The following is an 18,233-nucleotide window of genomic DNA, read 5'->3' on the forward strand; positions in this document are numbered from 1 at the left end:
CGATCCAGCAGGCGTTCATCGACGCCGGCGCGGTCCAGTGCGGTTTCTGCACCCCGGGTCTGCTGGTCCAGGCCGACGCGCTGCTGGAGGAGAACTCCTCCCCGTCCGACCAGGACATCCGTGAGGCCCTGTCCGGCAACCTCTGCCGCTGCACGGGCTACGAGAAGATCCTCGACGCGGTCCGCCTCGCGGCCGCCCGTCAGTCTGAGGCGGTCTGACCATGGCCCAGAACACGCGCACGGTCCCGGCGGGTACGCCGACCAACGTCACGCAGAAGCACACCAAGGGCGGCATCGGCGAGTCCACGCTCCGCCCGGACGGCACCCTCAAGGTGACGGGTGAGTTCGCGTACTCCTCGGACATGTGGCACGAGGACATGCTCTGGGGCCAGACGCTCCGCAGCACCGTGGCCCACGCCGAGATCGTCTCGATCGACATCTCCGAGGCCCTGGCGATGCCGGGTGTCTACTCGGTCCTGACGTACGACGACCTGCCGGCCGAGATGAAGAACTACGGCTTGGAGATCCAGGACACGCCGGTCCTCGCCAACGGGCGGGTGCGTCACCACGGTGAGCCGGTCGCCCTCGTGGCCGCCGACCACCCGGAGACCGCCCGCCGCGCGGCCGCCAAGATCAAGATCGACTACAAGGAGCTGCCGCTCGTCACGGACGAGGCCTCCGCCCTCGCCCCCGGCGCGCCGCTGATCCACGAGGGCCGCGACGACCACCACATCGGTCACGTCCCGCACCCGAACATCGTGCACCGCCAGCCGATCATCCGCGGCAACGTGGAGGAGGCCCGCAAGCGCGCCGACGTCATCGTCGAGGGCGAGTACACCTTCGGCATGCAGGACCAGGCCTTCCTCGGTCCGGAGTCCGGTCTGGCCGTACCGTCCGAGGACGGCGGCGTCGAGCTGTACGTCGCCACCCAGTGGCTGCACTCGGACCTCAAGCAGATCGCCCCCGTCCTCGGCCTGCCCGAGGAGAAGGTGCGCATGACGCTCTCCGGCGTCGGCGGTGCCTTCGGTGGCCGCGAGGACATCTCGATGCAGATCCACGCGTGCCTCCTGGCGCTGGCCACGGGCAAGCCGGTCAAGATCGTATACAACCGGTTCGAGTCCTTCTTCGGCCACGTGCACCGTCACCCGGCGAAGCTCTACTACGAGCACGGCGCCACCAAGGACGGCAAGCTCACCCACATGAAGTGCAAGATCGTCCTGGACGGCGGCGCGTACGCGTCCGCTTCCCCGGCGGTCGTGGGCAACGCCTCCTCCCTCTCGGTGGGTCCCTACGTCCTGGAGGACGTGGACATCGAGGCGATCGCGCTCTACACGAACAACCCGCCCTGTGGCGCGATGCGCGGCTTCGGCGCCGTCCAGGCCTGCTTCGCGTACGAGGCCCAGATGGACAAGCTCGCGGCGAAGCTGGGCATGGACCCGGTGGAGTTCCGCCAGCTGAACGCCATGGAGATGGGCACGGTCATGCCGACCGGCCAGGTCGTGGACGCCCCGGCGCCCGTCGCCGAGCTGCTGCGCCGGGTCAAGTCCCGCCCGCTGCCGCCGGAGCGCCAGTGGGAGTCCGCCGGCCAGGACGCGGACGTCCGCGCGCTGCCGGGCGGCCTGTCCAACACCACCCACGGTGAAGGCGTCGTCCGCGGCGTCGGCTACGCCGTCGGCATCAAGAACGTCGGCTTCTCCGAGGGCTTCGACGACTACTCGACCGCCCGTGTGCGCCTCGAGGTCATCAACGGCGAGCCCGTCGCGATGGTCCACACGGCCATGGCGGAGGTCGGCCAGGGCGGCATCACCGTCCACGCGCAGATCGCCCGTACCGAGCTGGGTGTCACGCAGGTGACCATCCACCCGGCCGACACGCAGGTCGGCTCCGCCGGTTCCACGTCCGCCTCGCGGCAGACGTACATGACCGGTGGCGCCGTGAAGAACACCTGTGAGGCCGCCCGCGAGGCGGTCCTGGAGATCGGCCGGCGCAAGAACGGCTCGTACCACCCCGCGTGGGCGACGGCCGAGCTGCTCCTCGAAGGCGGCAAGGTCGTCACCGACGGCGGAGAGGTCCTCGCGGACCTGGCCGACATCCTGGAGGGCGAGGACGCGATCGACCTGGAGCTGGAGTACCGGCACCACCCGACCGTCCCCTTCGACCTGGTCACCGGTCAGGGCAACGGCCACGTCCAGTACACCTTCGCCGCGCACCGCGCGGTCGTCGAGGTGGACACCGAGCTCGGCCTCGTCAAGGTCGTCGAGCTCGCGACCGCCCAGGACGTCGGCAAGGCGCTGAACATGCTCTCCGTGGTCGGCCAGATCCAGGGTGGTACCACCCAGGGCCTGGGCGTCGCGATCATGGAAGAGATCATCGTGGACCCGAAGACCGCGAAGGTGCGCAACCCCTCCTTCACGGACTACCTGATCCCGACCATCCTCGACACCCCGACCATCCCGGTCGACGTCCTGGAGCTCGCCGACCCGAAGGCCCCGTACGGCCTGCGCGGCATGGGCGAGGCCCCGACCCTCTCGTCCACCCCGGCCGTCCTCGCGGCGATCCGGCAGGCGACCGGTCTCGAGCTCAACAAGACGCCCATCCGTCCGGAAGCCCTCACCGGCACCCTCTAGGACGGCGTGGTCCGGGGGCCGCGAGGCCCCCGGACCCCCACAGATTTCCGGGCGGTGCGACGCGGGAACGTCACACTTTTCAGTCGCACCGCCCGGAGCACGAAGTCCGGAGTCATCAGCACCGCACCGCTCGCGGTCAGTTTCACCGGCAGTACCCCCACACCCCCCGGTCGTACCACCCACCCCCCGGTGCCACCAGCAGTACCAGCAGTACCGGCAGTACCGCAGAAATCCCGCAGTACCCGCAGTACACGCAGTGAACATTCGCGTCGCCTCGGGCCGTCACCCCGGGTCGTGCAGCCAACGCAGTTTCCCAAATCCCGTGTCTCCAATCTTTATGCGGGTGCCCCTTTGAACCTTGGGAGTTAGGCACCATGACCCAGTCCTCAGTGGAGCCCAAGACCAGTGCGGAGGAGGCCGGCGACGGCTCTCCGAACCCCGCCGGACGGTCTTGGCTCGATCGGTACTTCCACATCACGCACCGTGGATCCAAGGTCGGCAACGAAGTTCGTGGCGGTATCACGACCTTCATGGCCATGGCCTACATCCTCCTGCTGAACCCCCTGCTCCTCTCGGGCAAGGACGTCGCGGGCACCTCGATGGCCGCCTCGGCGATCATCACCGCCACGGCTTTCGCCGCTGCCGTCACGACGCTCCTCATGGGCTTCGTCGGCAAGGTCCCGCTCGCGCTCGCCGCCGGCCTCTCCGTGTCCGGCGTGCTGGCCTCGCAGGTGGCCCCCCAGATGACGTGGCCGCAGGCCATGGGCATGTGCGTGGTCTACGGCGTCGTGATCTGTCTCCTGGTCGTCACCGGCCTGCGAGAGATGATCATGAACGCGATCCCGCTCGCGCTCAAGCACGCGATCACCATGGGCATCGGCATGTTCGTCGCCCTCATCGGCCTGGTGAAAGCCGGCTTCGTGGGCAGGGGTCCGGAATTCGGTCCCCCCGTACAGCTCGGTTCCGTCGGTGAACTCGCCGGCTGGCCCGTCCTCATCTTCTGCCTGACCCTGCTCACCATCTTCATGCTGCAGGCACGCAAGGTTCCCGGCGCGATCCTGATCGGCATCGTCGGCGGAACCGTTCTCGCCGCCATCGTGAACGCCGTGGCCGACATCGACCCGAAGGCCTGGAAGAGCGGCCCGCCGGAGCTCAGCGGCTCGGCCGTCTCGATGCCGGACTTCTCCCTCTTCGGCGACGTCTCCTTCGGCGGCTGGGGCGAAGTCGGCTACATGACGGTCGGCATGATCGTCTTCACCCTGGTGCTCGCCGGCTTCTTCGACGCGATGGCCACCATCATCGGCGTCGGCACCGAGGCCAAGCTCGCCGACGACAAGGGCCGCATGCCGGGCCTGTCCAAGGCGCTGTTCATCGACGGCGCCGGTGGCGCCATCGGTGGCATCGCGGGCGGCTCCGGCCAGACCGTGTTCGTCGAGTCCGCCACCGGCGTCGGCGAGGGTGCCCGCACGGGCCTCGCCTCCGTCGTCACCGGCCTGTTCTTCGCCGCGTGCCTCTTCTTCACCCCGATCACGCAGATCGTCCCGGGTGAGGTCGCCTCCGCGGCCCTGGTCGTCATCGGCGCGATGATGATGCAGAACGCCCGCCACGTGGACTGGGCCGACAGCGCGACCGCGATCCCGGTCTTCCTGACCGTCGTGATCATGCCGTTCACCTACTCGATCACCGCTGGTGTCGCCGCGGGCGTCATCTCCTTCGTCGCCATCAAGGCCGCTCAGGGCAAGGCCCGCGAGATCGGCGGCTTCATGTGGGGCCTGACCGCGATCTTCGTGGTCTTCTACGCCCTGCACCCGATCGAGGGCTGGCTCGGCGTCGGCTGAACCGGCCGGACCTGATCCGCAGCGCACGACCGCACACTCCACGTATCCGATACTGGAAACCGAACCCCTCCGAGGAGGCCGCAATGCTGGACATCGCCGAAGAACTGAACCGGTGGGTCGAGCAGGGACGCGATTTCGCCGTCGCCACGGTCGTGGCCGTGGGCGGCAGCGCTCCCCGGCAGCCCGGAGCGGCCCTCGCCGTCGACAGCGACGGCACGGCCATCGGCTCGGTTTCCGGCGGATGCGTGGAGGGTGCGGTCTACGAGCTGTGCCGGCAGGCACTGGAGGACGGCGAGAGCGTCCTCGAGCGCTTCGGCTACAGCGACGACGACGCCTTCGCCGTGGGTCTGACCTGCGGCGGGATCATCGACATCCTGGTCACCCCGGTCCACGCGGGCTCTCCCGCACGGGAGGTCTTCGCGGCCTCGCTCGCCGCGGCCGCCCGGGGGGAGGCGGCCGCGGTCGCGAGGATCGCCGAAGGCCCGGCCGAGCTGCTCGGCCGCGCCGTACTGGTCCGTGGCGAGGGCGCCCACGAAGGCGGCTTCGGCGGACACCCCGAGCTGGACCGCGCCATCGCCGAGGAGGCCCGCGCCATGCTCGACGCGGGCAGGACCGGTCTGCTGGAGACCGGCGCCGACGGCCGCCTCTGCGGAGAGCCGCTCAAGGTGCTGGTCGAGTCCAGCGTCCCGCCGCCGCGGATGATCGTCTTCGGTGCCATCGACTTCGCGTCCGCCCTGGTGCGGATCGGCAAGTTCCTCGGCTACCGGGTGACCCTGTGCGACGCCCGACCGGTGTTCGCGACGAAGAACCGTTTCCCCGAAGCGGACGAGATCGTCGTCGACTGGCCCCACCGCTACCTGGAGGAGCAGTCCCGTGCCGGCGCCGTCGACGGCCGGACCGTCCTGTGCGTCCTCACGCACGACGCCAAGTTCGACGTGCCGCTCCTCGAACTGGCCCTCAGGCTTCCCGTTGCCTACGTCGGCGCCATGGGCTCCCGCCGCACCCACGAGGACCGCAACAAGCGGCTCCGCGAGGCCGGCGTGAGCGAGCTCGAACTCGCCCGGCTGCGTTCCCCGATCGGCCTGGACCTCGGCGCCCGCTCCCCGGAGGAGACCGCGCTGTCCATCGCCGCCGAAATCGTGGCCAACCGGCGCGGCGGCACGGGCGCGGCCCTCACCGGCGCCCACATCCCGATCCACCCGGACACCTCGAACACGGTGATCAGCCGGATAGGGTCCGTCGCTTGACGAGGTAGCGAGCTGCACCCGGTGCGCGAGGGCGCAACCCCGCCGGAAGGCTTGGGGGTTGCGTCCTTTCGGCGTTCGGTCTATTTTACCCGCCGGTAACAGCGTCTCCCCGCAACGGAGTTGACCGGATGTCTGCCGTTCCTATACGTGCCCGCCGCACCGCTCCGGCCCTGGCGGCCCTGGTCGCCCTGGCCTCCGCCGCCCTCCTGGCGGGCCCCCTCCCCGCGGCGGGCGCCGAGATCGCCGCCGGACCGGCTCCCCGCGAGGTGCTGTTCGTGGGCAACAACTGGGAGGGCACCGCCGACGTCCTCTCCTCCACCGGAGACCTGGCCCGCGTCGGCCGCGTCGACATCGTCCCGGACAAGGCGGAGCGGCTCCGGGAGATCTACCTCAACCCCGTGAAGCTCGGCTACTTCCTGGGCATCCGGCTCACGGCGGGCGAGGGCCACGACCAGTTCGTGGACGACATGTACACCACGCCGGACGGCTCCGCCGTCGTCGCCTCCCGCCCCAGCTTCGCCGACGTGGTCTCCATCGACCTGCGCACCGGCCGGCTCAACTGGCGCTTCCCGGTCGCCGGTTACCGGGCCGACCACATGGCGCTCTCCCCGGACGGCACCCGCGTGGCCGTCTCGGCCTCCACCGCCAACACCGTGCACGTCCTCGACATCGCCACCGGCCGCCAGGCCGGCTCCTTCACGACGGGCGACAAGCCGCACGAGAACACCTTCACCCAGGGCGGCCGCTTCCTGTGGAACAGCTCCATCGGTGACGTGACCTCGGCCCTCGACGCGCCCTGGCTGGACTGGACGAAGGGCGACCGCAAGATCACCGTCGTCGACACGCAGACCTTCCGCACGGTCCGGACGATCGACATGCGGGCGCGCCTCGACGCCTTCGGGCGCTCCGACCTGTCCGACGCGGTACGGCCCATGTCGTTCAGCCCCGACGAGTCGAAGCTCTACTTCCAGGTGTCCTTCTTCAACGGCGTCGTCGAGTACGACGTGGCGGCCGACCGGATCACCCGGATCAAGAACCTGCCCGAGAACCCCGCCACCAGCACCGACCGCACCACCTGGGTCAACGACTCCCGCCACCACGGCATGTCCATGAGCCCCGACGGGGCCAGGCTCTGCGTCGCGGGGACCATGGACGACTACGTGACCGTCGTGGACCGGGCCACTCTCGCCGAGGGTCCGCTCGTGCCCGCCGTCAAGCCGTACTGGGCGACCGTCGACGGCGACGGCACCGGCTGCGTGATCTCCGAGAGCGGCGCCGACCGGGTCACGGCCATCGACTTCGCCACCGGCACCAAGCGGGTCTCCGTCCCCGTCGGCGACCACCCGCAGCGGGTGCGGCTCGGCCGCGTCCCGGAGGGCTGGACGGGCCCGGCGGCGCGCTGACCGCGCGCACCGGCCCGGTGGCGCGGCCCGTCCGGGTCCCGCCGCCGGACCGCGCTCCGCGACCGGCCGGCCGGCGGATCGGACACTTATGAAGTGACTAGTCCGCGATGACCGATTAGTCTCCGGATCATGCTGGACATCCGCGAGGTACCCGAGGCCGACATCGACCGTGCTCTGGAGCTCGCCTATCTCGTCTTCCACGACCGGCCCGAGAAGGAAGGGCGCGAGCGGCACCACGACATGCTCCGCCACTGCGAGCGGATCGGCGCCTACGAAGGGGACGTGATCGTCGGCTTCATGGCCGCGCACGACTTCCGGCTCTCGGTACCCGGGGCGGACCTTCCCTGCCCCGGGCTCACCTTCGTCTCCGTCGCCCCCACCCACCGCCGCCGGGGCGTCCTCACGGCCCTGATGGGCGAGATGATGCGGCGCGCCGGGGCGGCCGGCAGTCCCCTCGCCGCCCTGTGGGCCTCCGAGTCCGCGATCTACGGGCGCTTCGGCTACGGCGGCGCCACCCAGGGCGCCACCATCGAGATCGACTCCACCCGGCCGCTGGCCCTGCGCATCGACCCGGACCGGCGCCCGCTGCGCCTGGTGGACGCCGGGGACGCGGTCGCCGTCGTCGGCCCGTACCACGAGGCGGCCCGCGCGGCCCGGGCCGGGAGGCCGACCCGTACCGCCTGGCGCTGGACCGAGGAGTGGCTGCCCGAGGAGGACGAGGAGGACGAGGAGCTGGGCCCGCCCCGCGTCATCGTCCTCGGCGAGCCGGACGAGCCGATCGTCGGCTACGTCCTCTACCGCACGAAGGCGGAGTCCTCCGAAACGGCCGCCGGCTCCGCGCGCACCCCGGGCCTGGTCCGGGTCTACGAACTGGAGGCGGACACCCCGGCGGTGGCCGCCGCGCTGTGGGAGTGCCTGGCCTCCCTCGACCTCACCGGCAAGGTGAGCGCCTGGGGCCGCCCGGCCGACGACCCCCTGCTCCACTTCGCCGCCGACCGGGACCAGGTCCGGGTCACCGCCGTCTTCCCGGCGCTCTGGCTGCGGCTGGTCGACGTGGCGGCGGCGCTGACCGGCCGGTCGTGGGCCGCGCCCGTGGAACTCGTCCTGGAGCTGACCGACGTACGGCTGCCCGCGAACGCGGGGACCTTCCGGCTGAAGGCGGGGCCGGACGGGGCCGCCTACGAGCCCGCCGACGGCCAGGCGCCGGACCTGACCCTGGACGTACGCGAGCTCGCGGCCTGCTACCTCGGCGGGACCCGGGCCGTCGAACTGGTCGCGGCCGCCCTGGTGGTGGAGCACACCCCCGGCGCGGCGGCCGCCCTGGACGCCGGCCTGCGCACCGAGCTGCTGCCGCACACGGCCGACGAGTTCTAGGCCGCCGGGCGACGCGGCGGCCGGGGTTCGCCGGCCGGGGTCTCAGCGGGCGGGCAGGGAGATCCGGGCCGCCGACATGCCGAAGGTCGAGCTCAGGACGGCGGTGGAGATCCCGTCGCCCAGCCGGTGCAGGTCCTCCTCGCGGTAACGCTTCGCCTTCTGGTGCCAGTTGAGGATCCCGGCGAGCCAGTCCTGCAGCTCGCGGACGTAGGCGTCGAGTCCGGCCCGCGCCCCCGCGTCCAGCTTCCAGTCGTCGTAGAGCAGCGGCAGCTGGCCCGCGACGATGTGCTCGAACTCCTCGGTCCGCTGCGTCATCAGCGCATGGCAGATGCGCAGTGCCTCCTCGTACCCGATGTCGAAGAAGTTCCGGGTGACGAGCACGTAGTTGTGCACCTCGCCCTCGACCTCCACCTCCTTCTGGTAGGAGAAGATGTCGTTGATCAGGCAGGCCGCGTCGGCGATCGCGTTCTCCAGGGAGCGGATGGTGCCGGAGGCGTAGATCTCCTCGGGGATGCCCCGGCCCGCCTGGCCGAGCCGGCACAGGTACATGGTGAGGTAGCTGCCGAAGGTGCGGCGGCGCATCTCGGCGTAGTCCACCGGGTCCGGGATGCGGTTCAGGATCTGGTTCTCCACCTCCCACAGCCAGCTCTCCAGCATGTCCACGAGGGTGGCTCGGAACTCCGCGCGGACCCGGGGGCCCATGTCCCGGCTGGTGCGCACCCACAGGTCGCCGAGCGAGCGCTCCATCGCGGTGGCGGGCGCCGCCTGCTCGGCGTGGTCCACCGGGATCATGGCCACGAGCCGGGCATGGGTGGCCTTGGCGGCCGGCAGGTTCTTGGCCTGCGCGAAGACCACCGGGTAGTAGTCGTCCCCGTACGTGCCCCAGGTCAGCCAGCAGGCGTTGAGGGTCAGGGCCTCGGGGGTGGCGTCGGGGTCCAGGCCGGCGGAGCAGAGCGCGAAGTCGTAGCCGCGCAGCCTCTCCTCGGTCCAGATCGCCGAGCCGGGATCGCCCGGCTGCGGGTCGAGCAGGCCCATATTCCGGGCCCACGCGACGGATTCCTCGAGGGCGCGGGTGTGGTGCGGGCTGAGGGTGAGCGGGAACGGCATGTAGACGTCGGGGACGACGGACGGGCCGGTGCGCTCGAAGGGGACGTGGGTGAAGGAGCGGCGGCGCATCTCCAGGGCGCGCGGGACGAGGATCGAACGGAGGTCGAGGGCGGTGGTGCCCGGACCAGAGGGGAGGAAGGGCAGCGTGAGCGGCGCGGTGGCCCTGGCCTCCTTGTTCATGTAGCGGCTGGAGACCATGTGCCACTCGTGACCGCCGGACTGCCAGTCCTGGAGGCCCTTGGCGTAGGCGAGGACGGCGGCGATCTCCGCCGGGTCCATGGCGTGGTCGGCGAAGAGCTGGGGGAGTTCGACGAGGGCGGTCTGCTCGAACTGCTGGAGCCGGGAGGTGAGGAGGTCGTTGGAGGCCTCGGCGGCCTCCTGGGTGGTGCAGCCGAGGAAGGTCTCCAATACCAGGATGGCGTTGGAGAGTTCACCCTCGTCGGCCACTTCGCGCTGGTAGGAGAAGATGTCGTTCCTGATGTGCACGGCGTCGGAGAAGGCGTCGCGCAGCACCCCGAGCGGCCGTGAGTGTGCGACGCGTGCCGGGACCTCGGCGGACACGTACTCGATGAGCCCCGCCGACCAGGGGGCGCCGCCGACCTTGCGGCGCATCTCGATGTATTCGAGGGGGTTGGCGACCCGGCCGATGTGGATGTTGGCGAGCTCCCACATCGACTCGTCGAGCAGGTTCCTGGTGGACTCGGAGAACCGTTCCCGCCAGTCCATCGACATCGCCGGGACGGTACGGGCCCACAGGTCGGCGAGGCCCGCCTCGACGGGGTTGGTCGCCTCGGGAAATCCGTCGGAGGAGGGGCCGAGGTCCATGGGCATGAAGGCGGCGAGCCGGTCGAGGTAGCGCTTGGCGCCCTCGCGGTCCTGGGAGCGCTTGTACATCTCCAGGAAGTGGTCGTCGAAGAAGAACACCCACACGTACCAGTCGGTGACCAACGACAGCGCCTCGGCGTCGCAGTCGGGGTGGGTGTAGGAGCACAGCAGGGCGTAGTCGTGCGAGTCGAGGTCGCTCTCCTCCCAGACGCCGGAACCCTCGAGCATCCCGAAGCCGCGGGCCCACGTCTTGGTGTGGGCCCGTGCGCTCTCCAGATGGGGGTTCAGTCGCGCCGGATAAGGCACATAGAAATCCGGCAGTTGGAACGGCTGCGTCACGGCAGGGTGGGCCTTTCGTCCGTCTGTCCCGATGAGGGAACGGAAGACCTTGGAGGGGCCTTCCGCACGAGATCAGCAGTGCCCTACCCGTGGCGACGGTGGGATAAGGGGGAGTTCACTTCATCAGGTGACATGGGCGCGGTTCCCGGACGGAGGGAGCGGCCGGACGGTATGAGGCCGGGGGCAGACGGGGCGGGGAGGGTCAGCCCGCGCAGACGGCCGCGTGCCCGGCCAGGACCTCGCGGGTGGCCGCGTACACGGCCCTCGCGGTGGCCCCGGTGCCTTGCGCGAGGAGCGCGTCGGACATCACCTCGGCAGAGACCCGGGTCCGCACGCCGTGCGCTTCCAGGAGCCCCAGCAGCCGCCCGGCGGCGCCGGTCCGGCTGCCGGGGACCAGGCGCAGGTGGAGGGACTCCTGCCGCATGTCCGGCAGGGGATCGGGTCCTACGTCGCACAGCTGGACGGTGAAGATCCGCGCGGCGGGGACGGGGGCGAGGTCCTCGGGCGCGGTCGCGCCGCGCACCCAGTGCCAGACGTCGAGGACGAGCCCGGCGTTGGGGCGCCCGGTGCGGCGCACCAGCTCCCAGGCGGTCGGCAGGTCGGGCACCGCCCCGAACGGCATGTACTCCAGCGCGATCCGCAGTTCGCCGGCCCGCTCGCACAAGGCGGTGAACCGGTCGGCGATGACGTCCAGCGGTGCCGCGTCGAAGAGGCCGACGTTGATGTGGTCGGCCCCGAAGGTGCGGGCGATGTGGAAGGCGGTGCGCTCCTTCGCGGAAGGGATCGCGCCGTCGCCGTCGCCCCCGTCTTCGCCGCCACCGGCCCGTGGGACCCAGTCGCTGAGGAACTCCACCTCGCCGAGGGCGAGTCGGTGCTCGTCGAGGACGGCGCGCATGGCGTCGTCGTCGAGTCCGGACCGGCGGGCTTCCCCGTAGGCCTCGACGCTGAGGCCCACGGCTTGGAAACCCGCGGCGGCCGCCGCCTGGACGCGTTCCCGGAAAGGGGCCGTACCCAGGGTCAGCGAGCTGATCGTCAGAGGGCAGGTATCGACGGTTCCCATGGTCAGTGCCTACGTTTCAACGATTTTCCGCTGATTGAAATCCGGGTAGAACGTGCGCAGCAGGCCGAAGGTCTCGGAGAAGTCGAGCTGGCCCGGTGCGGAGCTGGTGCCGAAGAAGGAGTAGGTGATCCGGGACCCGAGCGCCGGGAAGAAGACGCGCGAGAGGGCGCCGATCGCGCCCATGGCGATCACGATGAGCCGGGTGCCGTCCTCGCCGGCGCGCAGCAGCAGGGAGGCGAGGCGGCGCACGTCGTTTTCGGACGTCACCATGGCGGACACCTTGACGACATCCGCGCCGGCTTCCTTCGCGTCGTCGATGACGGCCTGGAGTTCCTCGGTGCTCGGGGTGCGTTCGAAATTGTGGTAGGAGACGATCACCACGGTGTCGTGCCGGTGGGCGGCCGCGACGACCTCCGACAGGATGTCCCGGGAGGAGAGCTCGATGTCCACGGCGTCCACGCGGGGGGCGAGGGCGCGGAAGAGTTCGAGGCGCTCCTCCTCCGTGCCGGCCCACTCGCCGCCTTCGCGGGTGGAGCGCAAAGTGGCCAGGACGGGCAGGGCTTTGAAGGCCTCGACCTGCGCCAGGACGTGGTCCGCGCCGGTGCGTGAGAACCTGTCGACGCGCAGCTCGGCCACGTCGACGCCGGCGGCCTTCGCCTCTTCCGCCCGGAGCGCGGCTTCGTCGTCGTCGAAGCTGACGGCCACCAGCGGAATCCCGCTGTCGAGGAGCGTGCGCATGGAGTTCATTTACTAGTCACAGCCTTTGCGATTCCTGGACGTGTCCCGTATTGCCCTGCTGCTCCGCCGCCTCACCGACGGGGTGCGAATATCCATCCGCTTCCCTCGGCGGCCTGGACCGCCGCGCCGATGAGTGACGAGTCGGGGGCGGTCACCGCGTGCTGGATGACCTCGGTCCCGAATTTCTCCCTGCACAGGGTTTCCGGGAAACCGTTCATGAAACTGCGAAGGTAGTCATTCGAACGGGCGATCAGTCCGGGTACTTGTGAGATACCCGATCCGACGCGAACCGTGGTGAACGGGGAGGAGTATACAAGGGTCGCGCAGGCCCGTGCAATGTATCTGGCCTGTAGGTCCCAGGCTTCGTGATGGGCGGGAAGTTCGCACGCGGGTACCTGCCACCGGCCGAAAATCGCCCGCCCGGAGGCGAGGCCCTGGAAACAACTCCCGTGAAATCGGCAACCACCTGGATAAGGGTCGTCGGTTTCCCGCGGAAGCGGCATGTGCCCGAGCTGCGGCGGAGTGGTGGGGGGAAGGGCGGGGGAGGCGGCCGCACGGGGCGGGCGGGAAAAAGCCCCGCCGATTCCGGTCCCGATCGAGAGGTAGGTGAATCCGGCCGATGTGGAGGTGTGTCCGCGTTCCTCCGCGGATACGGCGGAATTGACGTCGAAATCGAAATGGACGGGCACCCGGAACCGGTGGGACAGCAGTGCGGGCAGGTTCACTCCGGACCACTGCGGCTCTGAACTTCCGACGATCGCACCGAAGTCCGACCTCAGCGGATCGGTCTCCAGGGGGCCGAACACCGAGAGCCCGATGGAATCCACGCAATGGCGACCGAAGAGATCGGCGAGGCGGTGCTCCAGCAGTTCCAGGGTTTCCGAGGCCGTGGTGACGGAAATGCGGTGGCGTTCGACTTCCACCGTCGGTTTCGACCGGGTGAAGACACCCACGAGGAATTTCGTCTTCCCGGCGTCGATCGCCACGACGGCGGTGTCGTTCTCGTCCGGGTGGGGCTCCGTCACGTCCGCGGCGCCGGAACGGGCGCCGGAACGGGCGCGGGCGCGGGTGCCGGATGGACGGGGACCTGGCCGGGCTGCCTGCTCCAGTTCTCGAAGAGTTCGAAGAGGTGCTCTGTCCGGGAGTTGCGCCCGTAGTAGCGGTACTCCAGGGACTTGTCGGCCAGCCGTCCCGTCCGCAGGTCCCAGGACGGGAAGGTGACCAGCAGGTGGGAGCGGCCGATGGACAGGCCCAGGAGGAAGGGGAAGGCGGGATAGTGCCAGATCTCCAGGCCGGCCTTCCCCTCGCAGAGGGACTTCAGCCGGTCCACCGTCTCGGCTTCCTCCCGTTCCCAGTGCGCGGGGAACTGGCTGCCGTCGGTCAGGGAGAAGTCGATGGTCCGCATCACGATGTTCAGCTTGTTCGGGTTCTGTTGTACGAGGTCCCTGAGCAGCGCGGTCGTGAAGGTGCCGCCGGTGAAGGCGAGGATCTCGATGTCGACTGCGCCGCGCTGCGAGGGTTCCTTCGCGACGACCTCGCGGATGAAGTCGACCGTTCCGCTGACGTCGTCGGGGAACTTGATGCCCGCCTCGGTGGCGCCGATGCTGTTCTGCACCACGCGGGCGAGCCGGTCCTCGTTGCGCTGGCCGATGGGGCCGAGTACGAGGTACAGCGCCGGGAAGACGACGAGCGCCGTGATGACGTTGGGCAGGCAGGCCCTGATGAACTCGATGCCGCTACCGGCTCGTTCCGGGGGAGGAAGCAGGAAGTAGATGACGGTGAGAGCGGCCAGCGTGACGACCGCGAGCACCAGCTTCAGCCACTCGACCGCCGATTCGTTCCCCTGCTCCTGCTGCCCCCGCATCGCCCGTCCCCGTTCCGCGACTACCCGTGTCCCCCGACACGGGTCACCAGACTAGCCAGCCGTCAGGCGCCGCGGGAGGGTGTCCCGGTGAGCGGTGTCCGCCCCGGCGGGCTGCCCGCCCCGCGGCCCGGGTGACCCGGGCCGCGGGAGGGGCCGCAACCGCTACTCGCTCTCGGCTTCGAGGTTGCCCTCCGTGTCCAGGTACACCTGGCGCAGCGCCTCCAGGACCTGCGGGTCGGGCTTCTCCCACATGCCGCGGGACTCGGCCTCCAGCAGCCGCTCCGCGATCCCGTGCAGGGCCCAGGGGTTGGCCTCCTCCAGGAAGGCGCGGTTCTCCGGGTCCAGGACGTAGGTCTCGGTCAGCTTGTCGTACATCCAGTCGGCCACCACACCCGTCGTGGCGTCGTAGCCGAAGAGGTAGTCGACCGTCGCCGCCAGCTCGAAGGCCCCCTTGTAACCGTGGCGGCGCATCGCCTCGATCCACTTGGGGTTCACGACACGGGCGCGGAAGACGCGGGACGTCTCCTCGACCAGCGTGCGCGTCTTGACCGTCTCGGGGCGGGTCGAGTCGCCGATGTACGCCTCGGGGGCCGTGCCGCGCAGCGCGCGGACGGTGGCCACCATGCCTCCGTGGTACTGGAAGTAGTCGTCGGAGTCGGCGATGTCGTGCTCGCGGGTGTCCGTGTTCTTCGCGGCGACCGTGATCCGCTTGTAGGCGCTCTCCATCTCCTCGCGCGCCGGGCGCCCTTCGAGGCCGCGCCCGTACGCGTACCCGCCCCAGACCGTGTAGACCTCCGCGAGGTCGGCGTCGGTGCGCCAGTCGCGGGAGTCGATCAGCTGCAGGATGCCCGCGCCGTACGTGCCCGGGCGCGAGCCGAAGATGCGGGTCGTCGCGCGCCGCTCGTCACCGTGCGCGGCCAGGTCCGCCTGCGCGTGGGCCCGTACGAAGTTGTCCTCGGCGGGCTCCTCCAGCGAGGCCGCCAGCCGTACCGCGTCGTCGAGCAGCCCGATGACGTGCGGGAACGCGTCACGGAAGAAGCCCGAGATGCGCAGGGTCACATCGATGCGCGGGCGGCCGAGCTCGGCGAGCGGGATCGGCTCCAGGCCGGTCACCCGGCGCGAGGCCTCGTCCCAGACCGGGCGGACGCCCAGCAGCGCCATGGCCTCGGCCACGTCGTCGCCGGAGGTGCGCATCGCGCTCGTGCCCCACAGGGACAGCCCGACGGAGGCGGGCCATTCGCCGTTGTCCGTGCGGTAGCGGGTCAGGAGCGAGTCGGCCAGGGCCTGGCCGGTCTCCCACGCCAGGCGGGAGGGGACGGCCTTCGGGTCGACCGAGTAGAAGTTCCGGCCGGTCGGCAGCACGTTGACCAGGCCGCGCAGGGGGGAGCCGGAGGGGCCCGCCGGGACGAAGCAGCCGTCCAGGGCGCTGACGACGTGGGCGATCTCGTCGGTGGTGCCGGCCAGGCGCGGGACGACCTCGCGCGCCGCGAAGTCCAGCACGGCCGCCACGTCCGCGGAGTACCCCGAAGCCGTGGAAGCCACCGCTTCCGGGGCCCAGTTCGCGTCCTCCATCGCCTGGACCAGGGCGCGGGCCGTCTCCTCCGCCTCGTCGGCGCTGGTACGGGTGGCCGCGGACTCGTCGAGGCCGAGCGCCTCGCGCAGACCCGGGAGCGCGGTCGTACCTCCCCAGATCTGGCGGGCGCGCAGGATGGCGAGGACCAGGTTGACGCGGGCCGCGCCGGTCGGGGCGCCGCCCAGGACGTGCAGGCCGTCGCGGATCTGGGCGTCCTTGACCTCGCACAGCCAGCCGTCGACGTGCAGCAGGAAGTCGTCGAAGCCGTCGTCGTCCGGGCGCTCCGCCAGGCCCAGGTCGTGGTCGAGCTTCGCGGCCTGGATCAGGGTCCAGATCTGGGCGCGGATGGCCGGCAGCTTCGCCGGGTCCATCGCGGAGATCTGGGCGTACTCGTCGAGGTGCTGCTCCAGCCGTGCGATGTCGCCGTACGACTCCGCGCGCGCCATCGGCGGCACCAGGTGGTCGACCAGGGTGGCGTGCACGCGGCGCTTGGCCTGGGTGCCCTCGCCCGGGTCGTTGACCAGGAACGGGTAGATGAGGGGCAGGTCGCCGAGCGCGGCGTCGGGGGCGCAGGCCGCCGACAGGCCCGCGTTCTTGCCCGGCAGCCACTCCAGGTTGCCGTGCTTGCCCAGGTGGATCATCGCGTCGGCGCCGAAACCGCCGTCCTCGGCGCGGGCCTGGATCCAGCGGTACGCGGCCAGGTAGTGGTGCGAGGGCGGCAGGTCCGGGTCGTGGTAGATCGCGATCGGGTTCTCGCCGAAGCCGCGCGGCGGCTGGATGAGGATGAGCAGGTTCCCGCGGCGCAGGGCCGCGAGCACGATGTCGCCCTCGGGGTTGGCGGAGCGGTCCACGAACATGTTGCCCGGGGCCTCGCCCCAGTGATGCTCGACGCTTTCGCGCAGCTCGGCCGGGAGCTCGGCGAACCAGCGCTTGTAGTCGGCCGCCGGGATCCGGACGGGGTTGCGGGCCAGCTGCTCCTCGGTCAGCCAGTCCTGGTCGTGTCCGCCGGCCTCGATCAGGGCGCGGATCAGTTCGTCGCCGTCGCCGGACACCAGGCCCGGGACGTCCTCGACGGGGCCGAAGTCGTAGCCGCCCGCGATGAGCGTGCGCAGCAGCTCGACGGCGCTGGCCGGGGTGTCGAGACCGACCGCGTTGCCGATGCGGGAGTGCTTGGTGGGGTAGGCGGAGAGGACGAGCGCGATCTTCTTGTCGCGGCGGTCGATGTGCCGCAGCCGGGCGTGGCGCACGGCGATGCCGGCCACGCGGGCGGCCCGCTCGGGGTCGGCGACGTAGGCGGGCAGACCGTCCTCGTCCAGCTCCTTGAAGGAGAAGGGGACGGTGATCAGCCGGCCGTCGAACTCCGGGACGGCGACCTGCGTGGCGGCGTCGAGGGGGGACAGGCCCTCGTCGTTCTCCTCCCAGGCGCTGCGTGATCCGGTCAGGCACAGGGCCTGCAGGATCGGCACGCCGAGACCGGCGAGCGCGCCCGCGTCCCAGGACTCGTCGTCGCCGCCCGCCGAGGCGGTCGCGGGCTTGGTGCCGCCGGCCGCCAGGACGGTCGTGACGATCGCGTCGGCCGACTCCAGCGCCGAGATCAGTCCCGGCTCGGGGCTGCGCAGCGAGGAGACGTAGAGGGGGACCGGCTGGGCGCCGTGGGCCTCGACGGCCTCGCAGAGCGCGTGGACGAAGCCGGTGTTGCCGCTCATTTGGTGGGCGCGGTAGTAGAGCACGGCGATCCGCGGGCCCTCGGTCCGCTGCGGGGTGCGCTCCAGCGGGCCCCAAGTGGGGGCGGCCGCCGGGGGTTCGAAACCGTGGCCGGTCAGCAGGACGGTGTCGCAGAGGAAGCGCGCCAGCTGCTCCAGGTTGGCCGGGCCGCCGTGGGCGAGGTAGCCGTGCGCCTCGGCCGCGATGCCGATCGGGACCGTCGAGGCCTCCATCAGCTGGGCGTCGGGGGCCTGTTCGCCGGTCAGGACGACGACCGGGCGGGTCTGGGAGGGGGCGAGGAGCACGTCCAAACCCTCCTGCCAGGCGCGCAGACCGCCGAGGAGGCGTACGACGACCAGGTCGACGCCGTCGAGGAGACCGGGGAGGTCGTCGAGGGGAAGGCGGGACGGGTTCGCGAACCGGTACGGGACGGGGCCGTCCGCGGCGGCGCGAGCGCTGAGCAGATCGGTGTCGGACGTCGACAGCAGCAGGATCATGCGGCGGCAGGCCTTCCTCGGGGTTTCCGCGCCCCGGG

The 18,233-nt window shown here is 70.8% G+C and carries 12 protein-coding genes; 6 read left to right on the plus strand and 6 right to left on the minus strand.

Annotated features, from left to right (window positions below; all coding sequences use genetic code 11):
* The 6 genes from ACFWBY_RS30790 to ACFWBY_RS30815 form a co-directional block, all read left to right on the plus strand.
* Positions 1 to 218: (2Fe-2S)-binding protein (locus ACFWBY_RS30790; protein ID WP_385345217.1), on the plus strand; the 218-nt coding region annotated here is incomplete at its 5' end.
* Positions 219 to 220: 2 nt separating this feature from the next.
* Complete coding sequence (gene pucD, locus ACFWBY_RS30795; protein ID WP_385345220.1) at positions 221 to 2,626, plus strand: xanthine dehydrogenase subunit D; 2,406 nt, start codon at positions 221 to 223, stop codon at positions 2,624 to 2,626.
* Between the two features lie 374 nt (positions 2,627 to 3,000).
* Positions 3,001 to 4,464 (plus strand): NCS2 family permease, encoded by a 1,464-nt coding sequence (locus ACFWBY_RS30800; RefSeq protein ID WP_385342027.1) that lies wholly within the window; start codon positions 3,001 to 3,003, stop codon positions 4,462 to 4,464.
* Between the two features lie 83 nt (positions 4,465 to 4,547).
* Positions 4,548 to 5,711, plus strand: coding sequence for an XdhC family protein (locus tag ACFWBY_RS30805; RefSeq protein WP_385342026.1), 1,164 nt, complete (start codon positions 4,548 to 4,550; stop codon positions 5,709 to 5,711).
* Positions 5,712 to 5,839: 128 nt separating this feature from the next.
* A complete protein-coding gene (locus ACFWBY_RS30810; protein WP_385342025.1) occupies positions 5,840 to 7,114 on the plus strand; it encodes a YncE family protein in 1,275 nt (424 codons plus the stop codon).
* A gap of 129 nt (positions 7,115 to 7,243) precedes the next feature.
* The gene (locus ACFWBY_RS30815; RefSeq protein WP_385342023.1) at positions 7,244 to 8,488 is read left to right on the plus strand and encodes a GNAT family N-acetyltransferase; all 1,245 of its coding nucleotides are present in this window, start codon (positions 7,244 to 7,246) and stop codon (positions 8,486 to 8,488) included.
* 42 nt (positions 8,489 to 8,530) lie between these two features.
* On the opposite strand, the gene ACFWBY_RS30820 is transcribed toward ACFWBY_RS30815, so the two are convergent.
* From ACFWBY_RS30820 to cobN, 6 genes are all read right to left on the minus strand, one after another.
* Positions 8,531 to 10,759 (minus strand): germacradienol/geosmin synthase, encoded by a 2,229-nt coding sequence (locus tag ACFWBY_RS30820; protein WP_385342022.1) that lies wholly within the window; start codon positions 10,757 to 10,759, stop codon positions 8,531 to 8,533.
* A gap of 202 nt (positions 10,760 to 10,961) precedes the next feature.
* Positions 10,962 to 11,819 (minus strand): sugar phosphate isomerase/epimerase family protein, encoded by an 858-nt coding sequence (locus ACFWBY_RS30825; protein WP_385342021.1) that lies wholly within the window; start codon positions 11,817 to 11,819, stop codon positions 10,962 to 10,964.
* Positions 11,820 to 11,828: 9 nt separating this feature from the next.
* The gene (gene aroD, locus ACFWBY_RS30830; protein WP_385342020.1) at positions 11,829 to 12,566 is read right to left on the minus strand and encodes a type I 3-dehydroquinate dehydratase; all 738 of its coding nucleotides are present in this window, start codon (positions 12,564 to 12,566) and stop codon (positions 11,829 to 11,831) included.
* Positions 12,567 to 12,628: 62 nt separating this feature from the next.
* Positions 12,629 to 13,543, minus strand: a complete 915-nt coding sequence (locus ACFWBY_RS30835) for an ROK family protein (protein WP_385342018.1) — start codon at positions 13,541 to 13,543, stop codon at positions 12,629 to 12,631.
* A 35-nt stretch (positions 13,544 to 13,578) separates the two neighbouring features.
* Positions 13,579 to 14,421, minus strand: coding sequence for a hypothetical protein (locus tag ACFWBY_RS30840; protein WP_385342017.1), 843 nt, complete (start codon positions 14,419 to 14,421; stop codon positions 13,579 to 13,581).
* 162 nt (positions 14,422 to 14,583) lie between these two features.
* Positions 14,584 to 18,195, minus strand: coding sequence for a cobaltochelatase subunit CobN (gene cobN / locus ACFWBY_RS30845; protein WP_385342016.1), 3,612 nt, complete (start codon positions 18,193 to 18,195; stop codon positions 14,584 to 14,586).
* Between the last annotated feature and the right edge of the window lie 38 nt (positions 18,196 to 18,233).

Origin of the sequence: Streptomyces sp. NPDC060049, assembly GCF_042736715.1 — a bacterium.
Classification (GTDB): Bacteria; Actinomycetota; Actinomycetes; order Streptomycetales; family Streptomycetaceae; genus Streptomyces.

Coding starts and splice junctions, on each gene's coding strand:
- pucD (WP_385345220.1), top strand. CDS start 221: ATGGCCCAGAACACGCGCACGGTCCCGGCGGGTACGCCGACCAACGTC.
- ACFWBY_RS30800 (WP_385342027.1), top strand. CDS start 3,001: ATGACCCAGTCCTCAGTGGAGCCCAAGACCAGTGCGGAGGAGGCCGGC.
- ACFWBY_RS30805 (WP_385342026.1), top strand. CDS start 4,548: ATGCTGGACATCGCCGAAGAACTGAACCGGTGGGTCGAGCAGGGACGC.
- ACFWBY_RS30810 (WP_385342025.1), top strand. CDS start 5,840: ATGTCTGCCGTTCCTATACGTGCCCGCCGCACCGCTCCGGCCCTGGCG.
- ACFWBY_RS30815 (WP_385342023.1), top strand. CDS start 7,244: ATGCTGGACATCCGCGAGGTACCCGAGGCCGACATCGACCGTGCTCTG.
- ACFWBY_RS30825 (WP_385342021.1), bottom strand. CDS start 11,819: ATGGGAACCGTCGATACCTGCCCTCTGACGATCAGCTCGCTGACCCTG.
- aroD (WP_385342020.1), bottom strand. CDS start 12,566: ATGAACTCCATGCGCACGCTCCTCGACAGCGGGATTCCGCTGGTGGCC.
- ACFWBY_RS30840 (WP_385342017.1), bottom strand. CDS start 14,421: ATGCGGGGGCAGCAGGAGCAGGGGAACGAATCGGCGGTCGAGTGGCTG.
- cobN (WP_385342016.1), bottom strand. CDS start 18,195: ATGATCCTGCTGCTGTCGACGTCCGACACCGATCTGCTCAGCGCTCGC.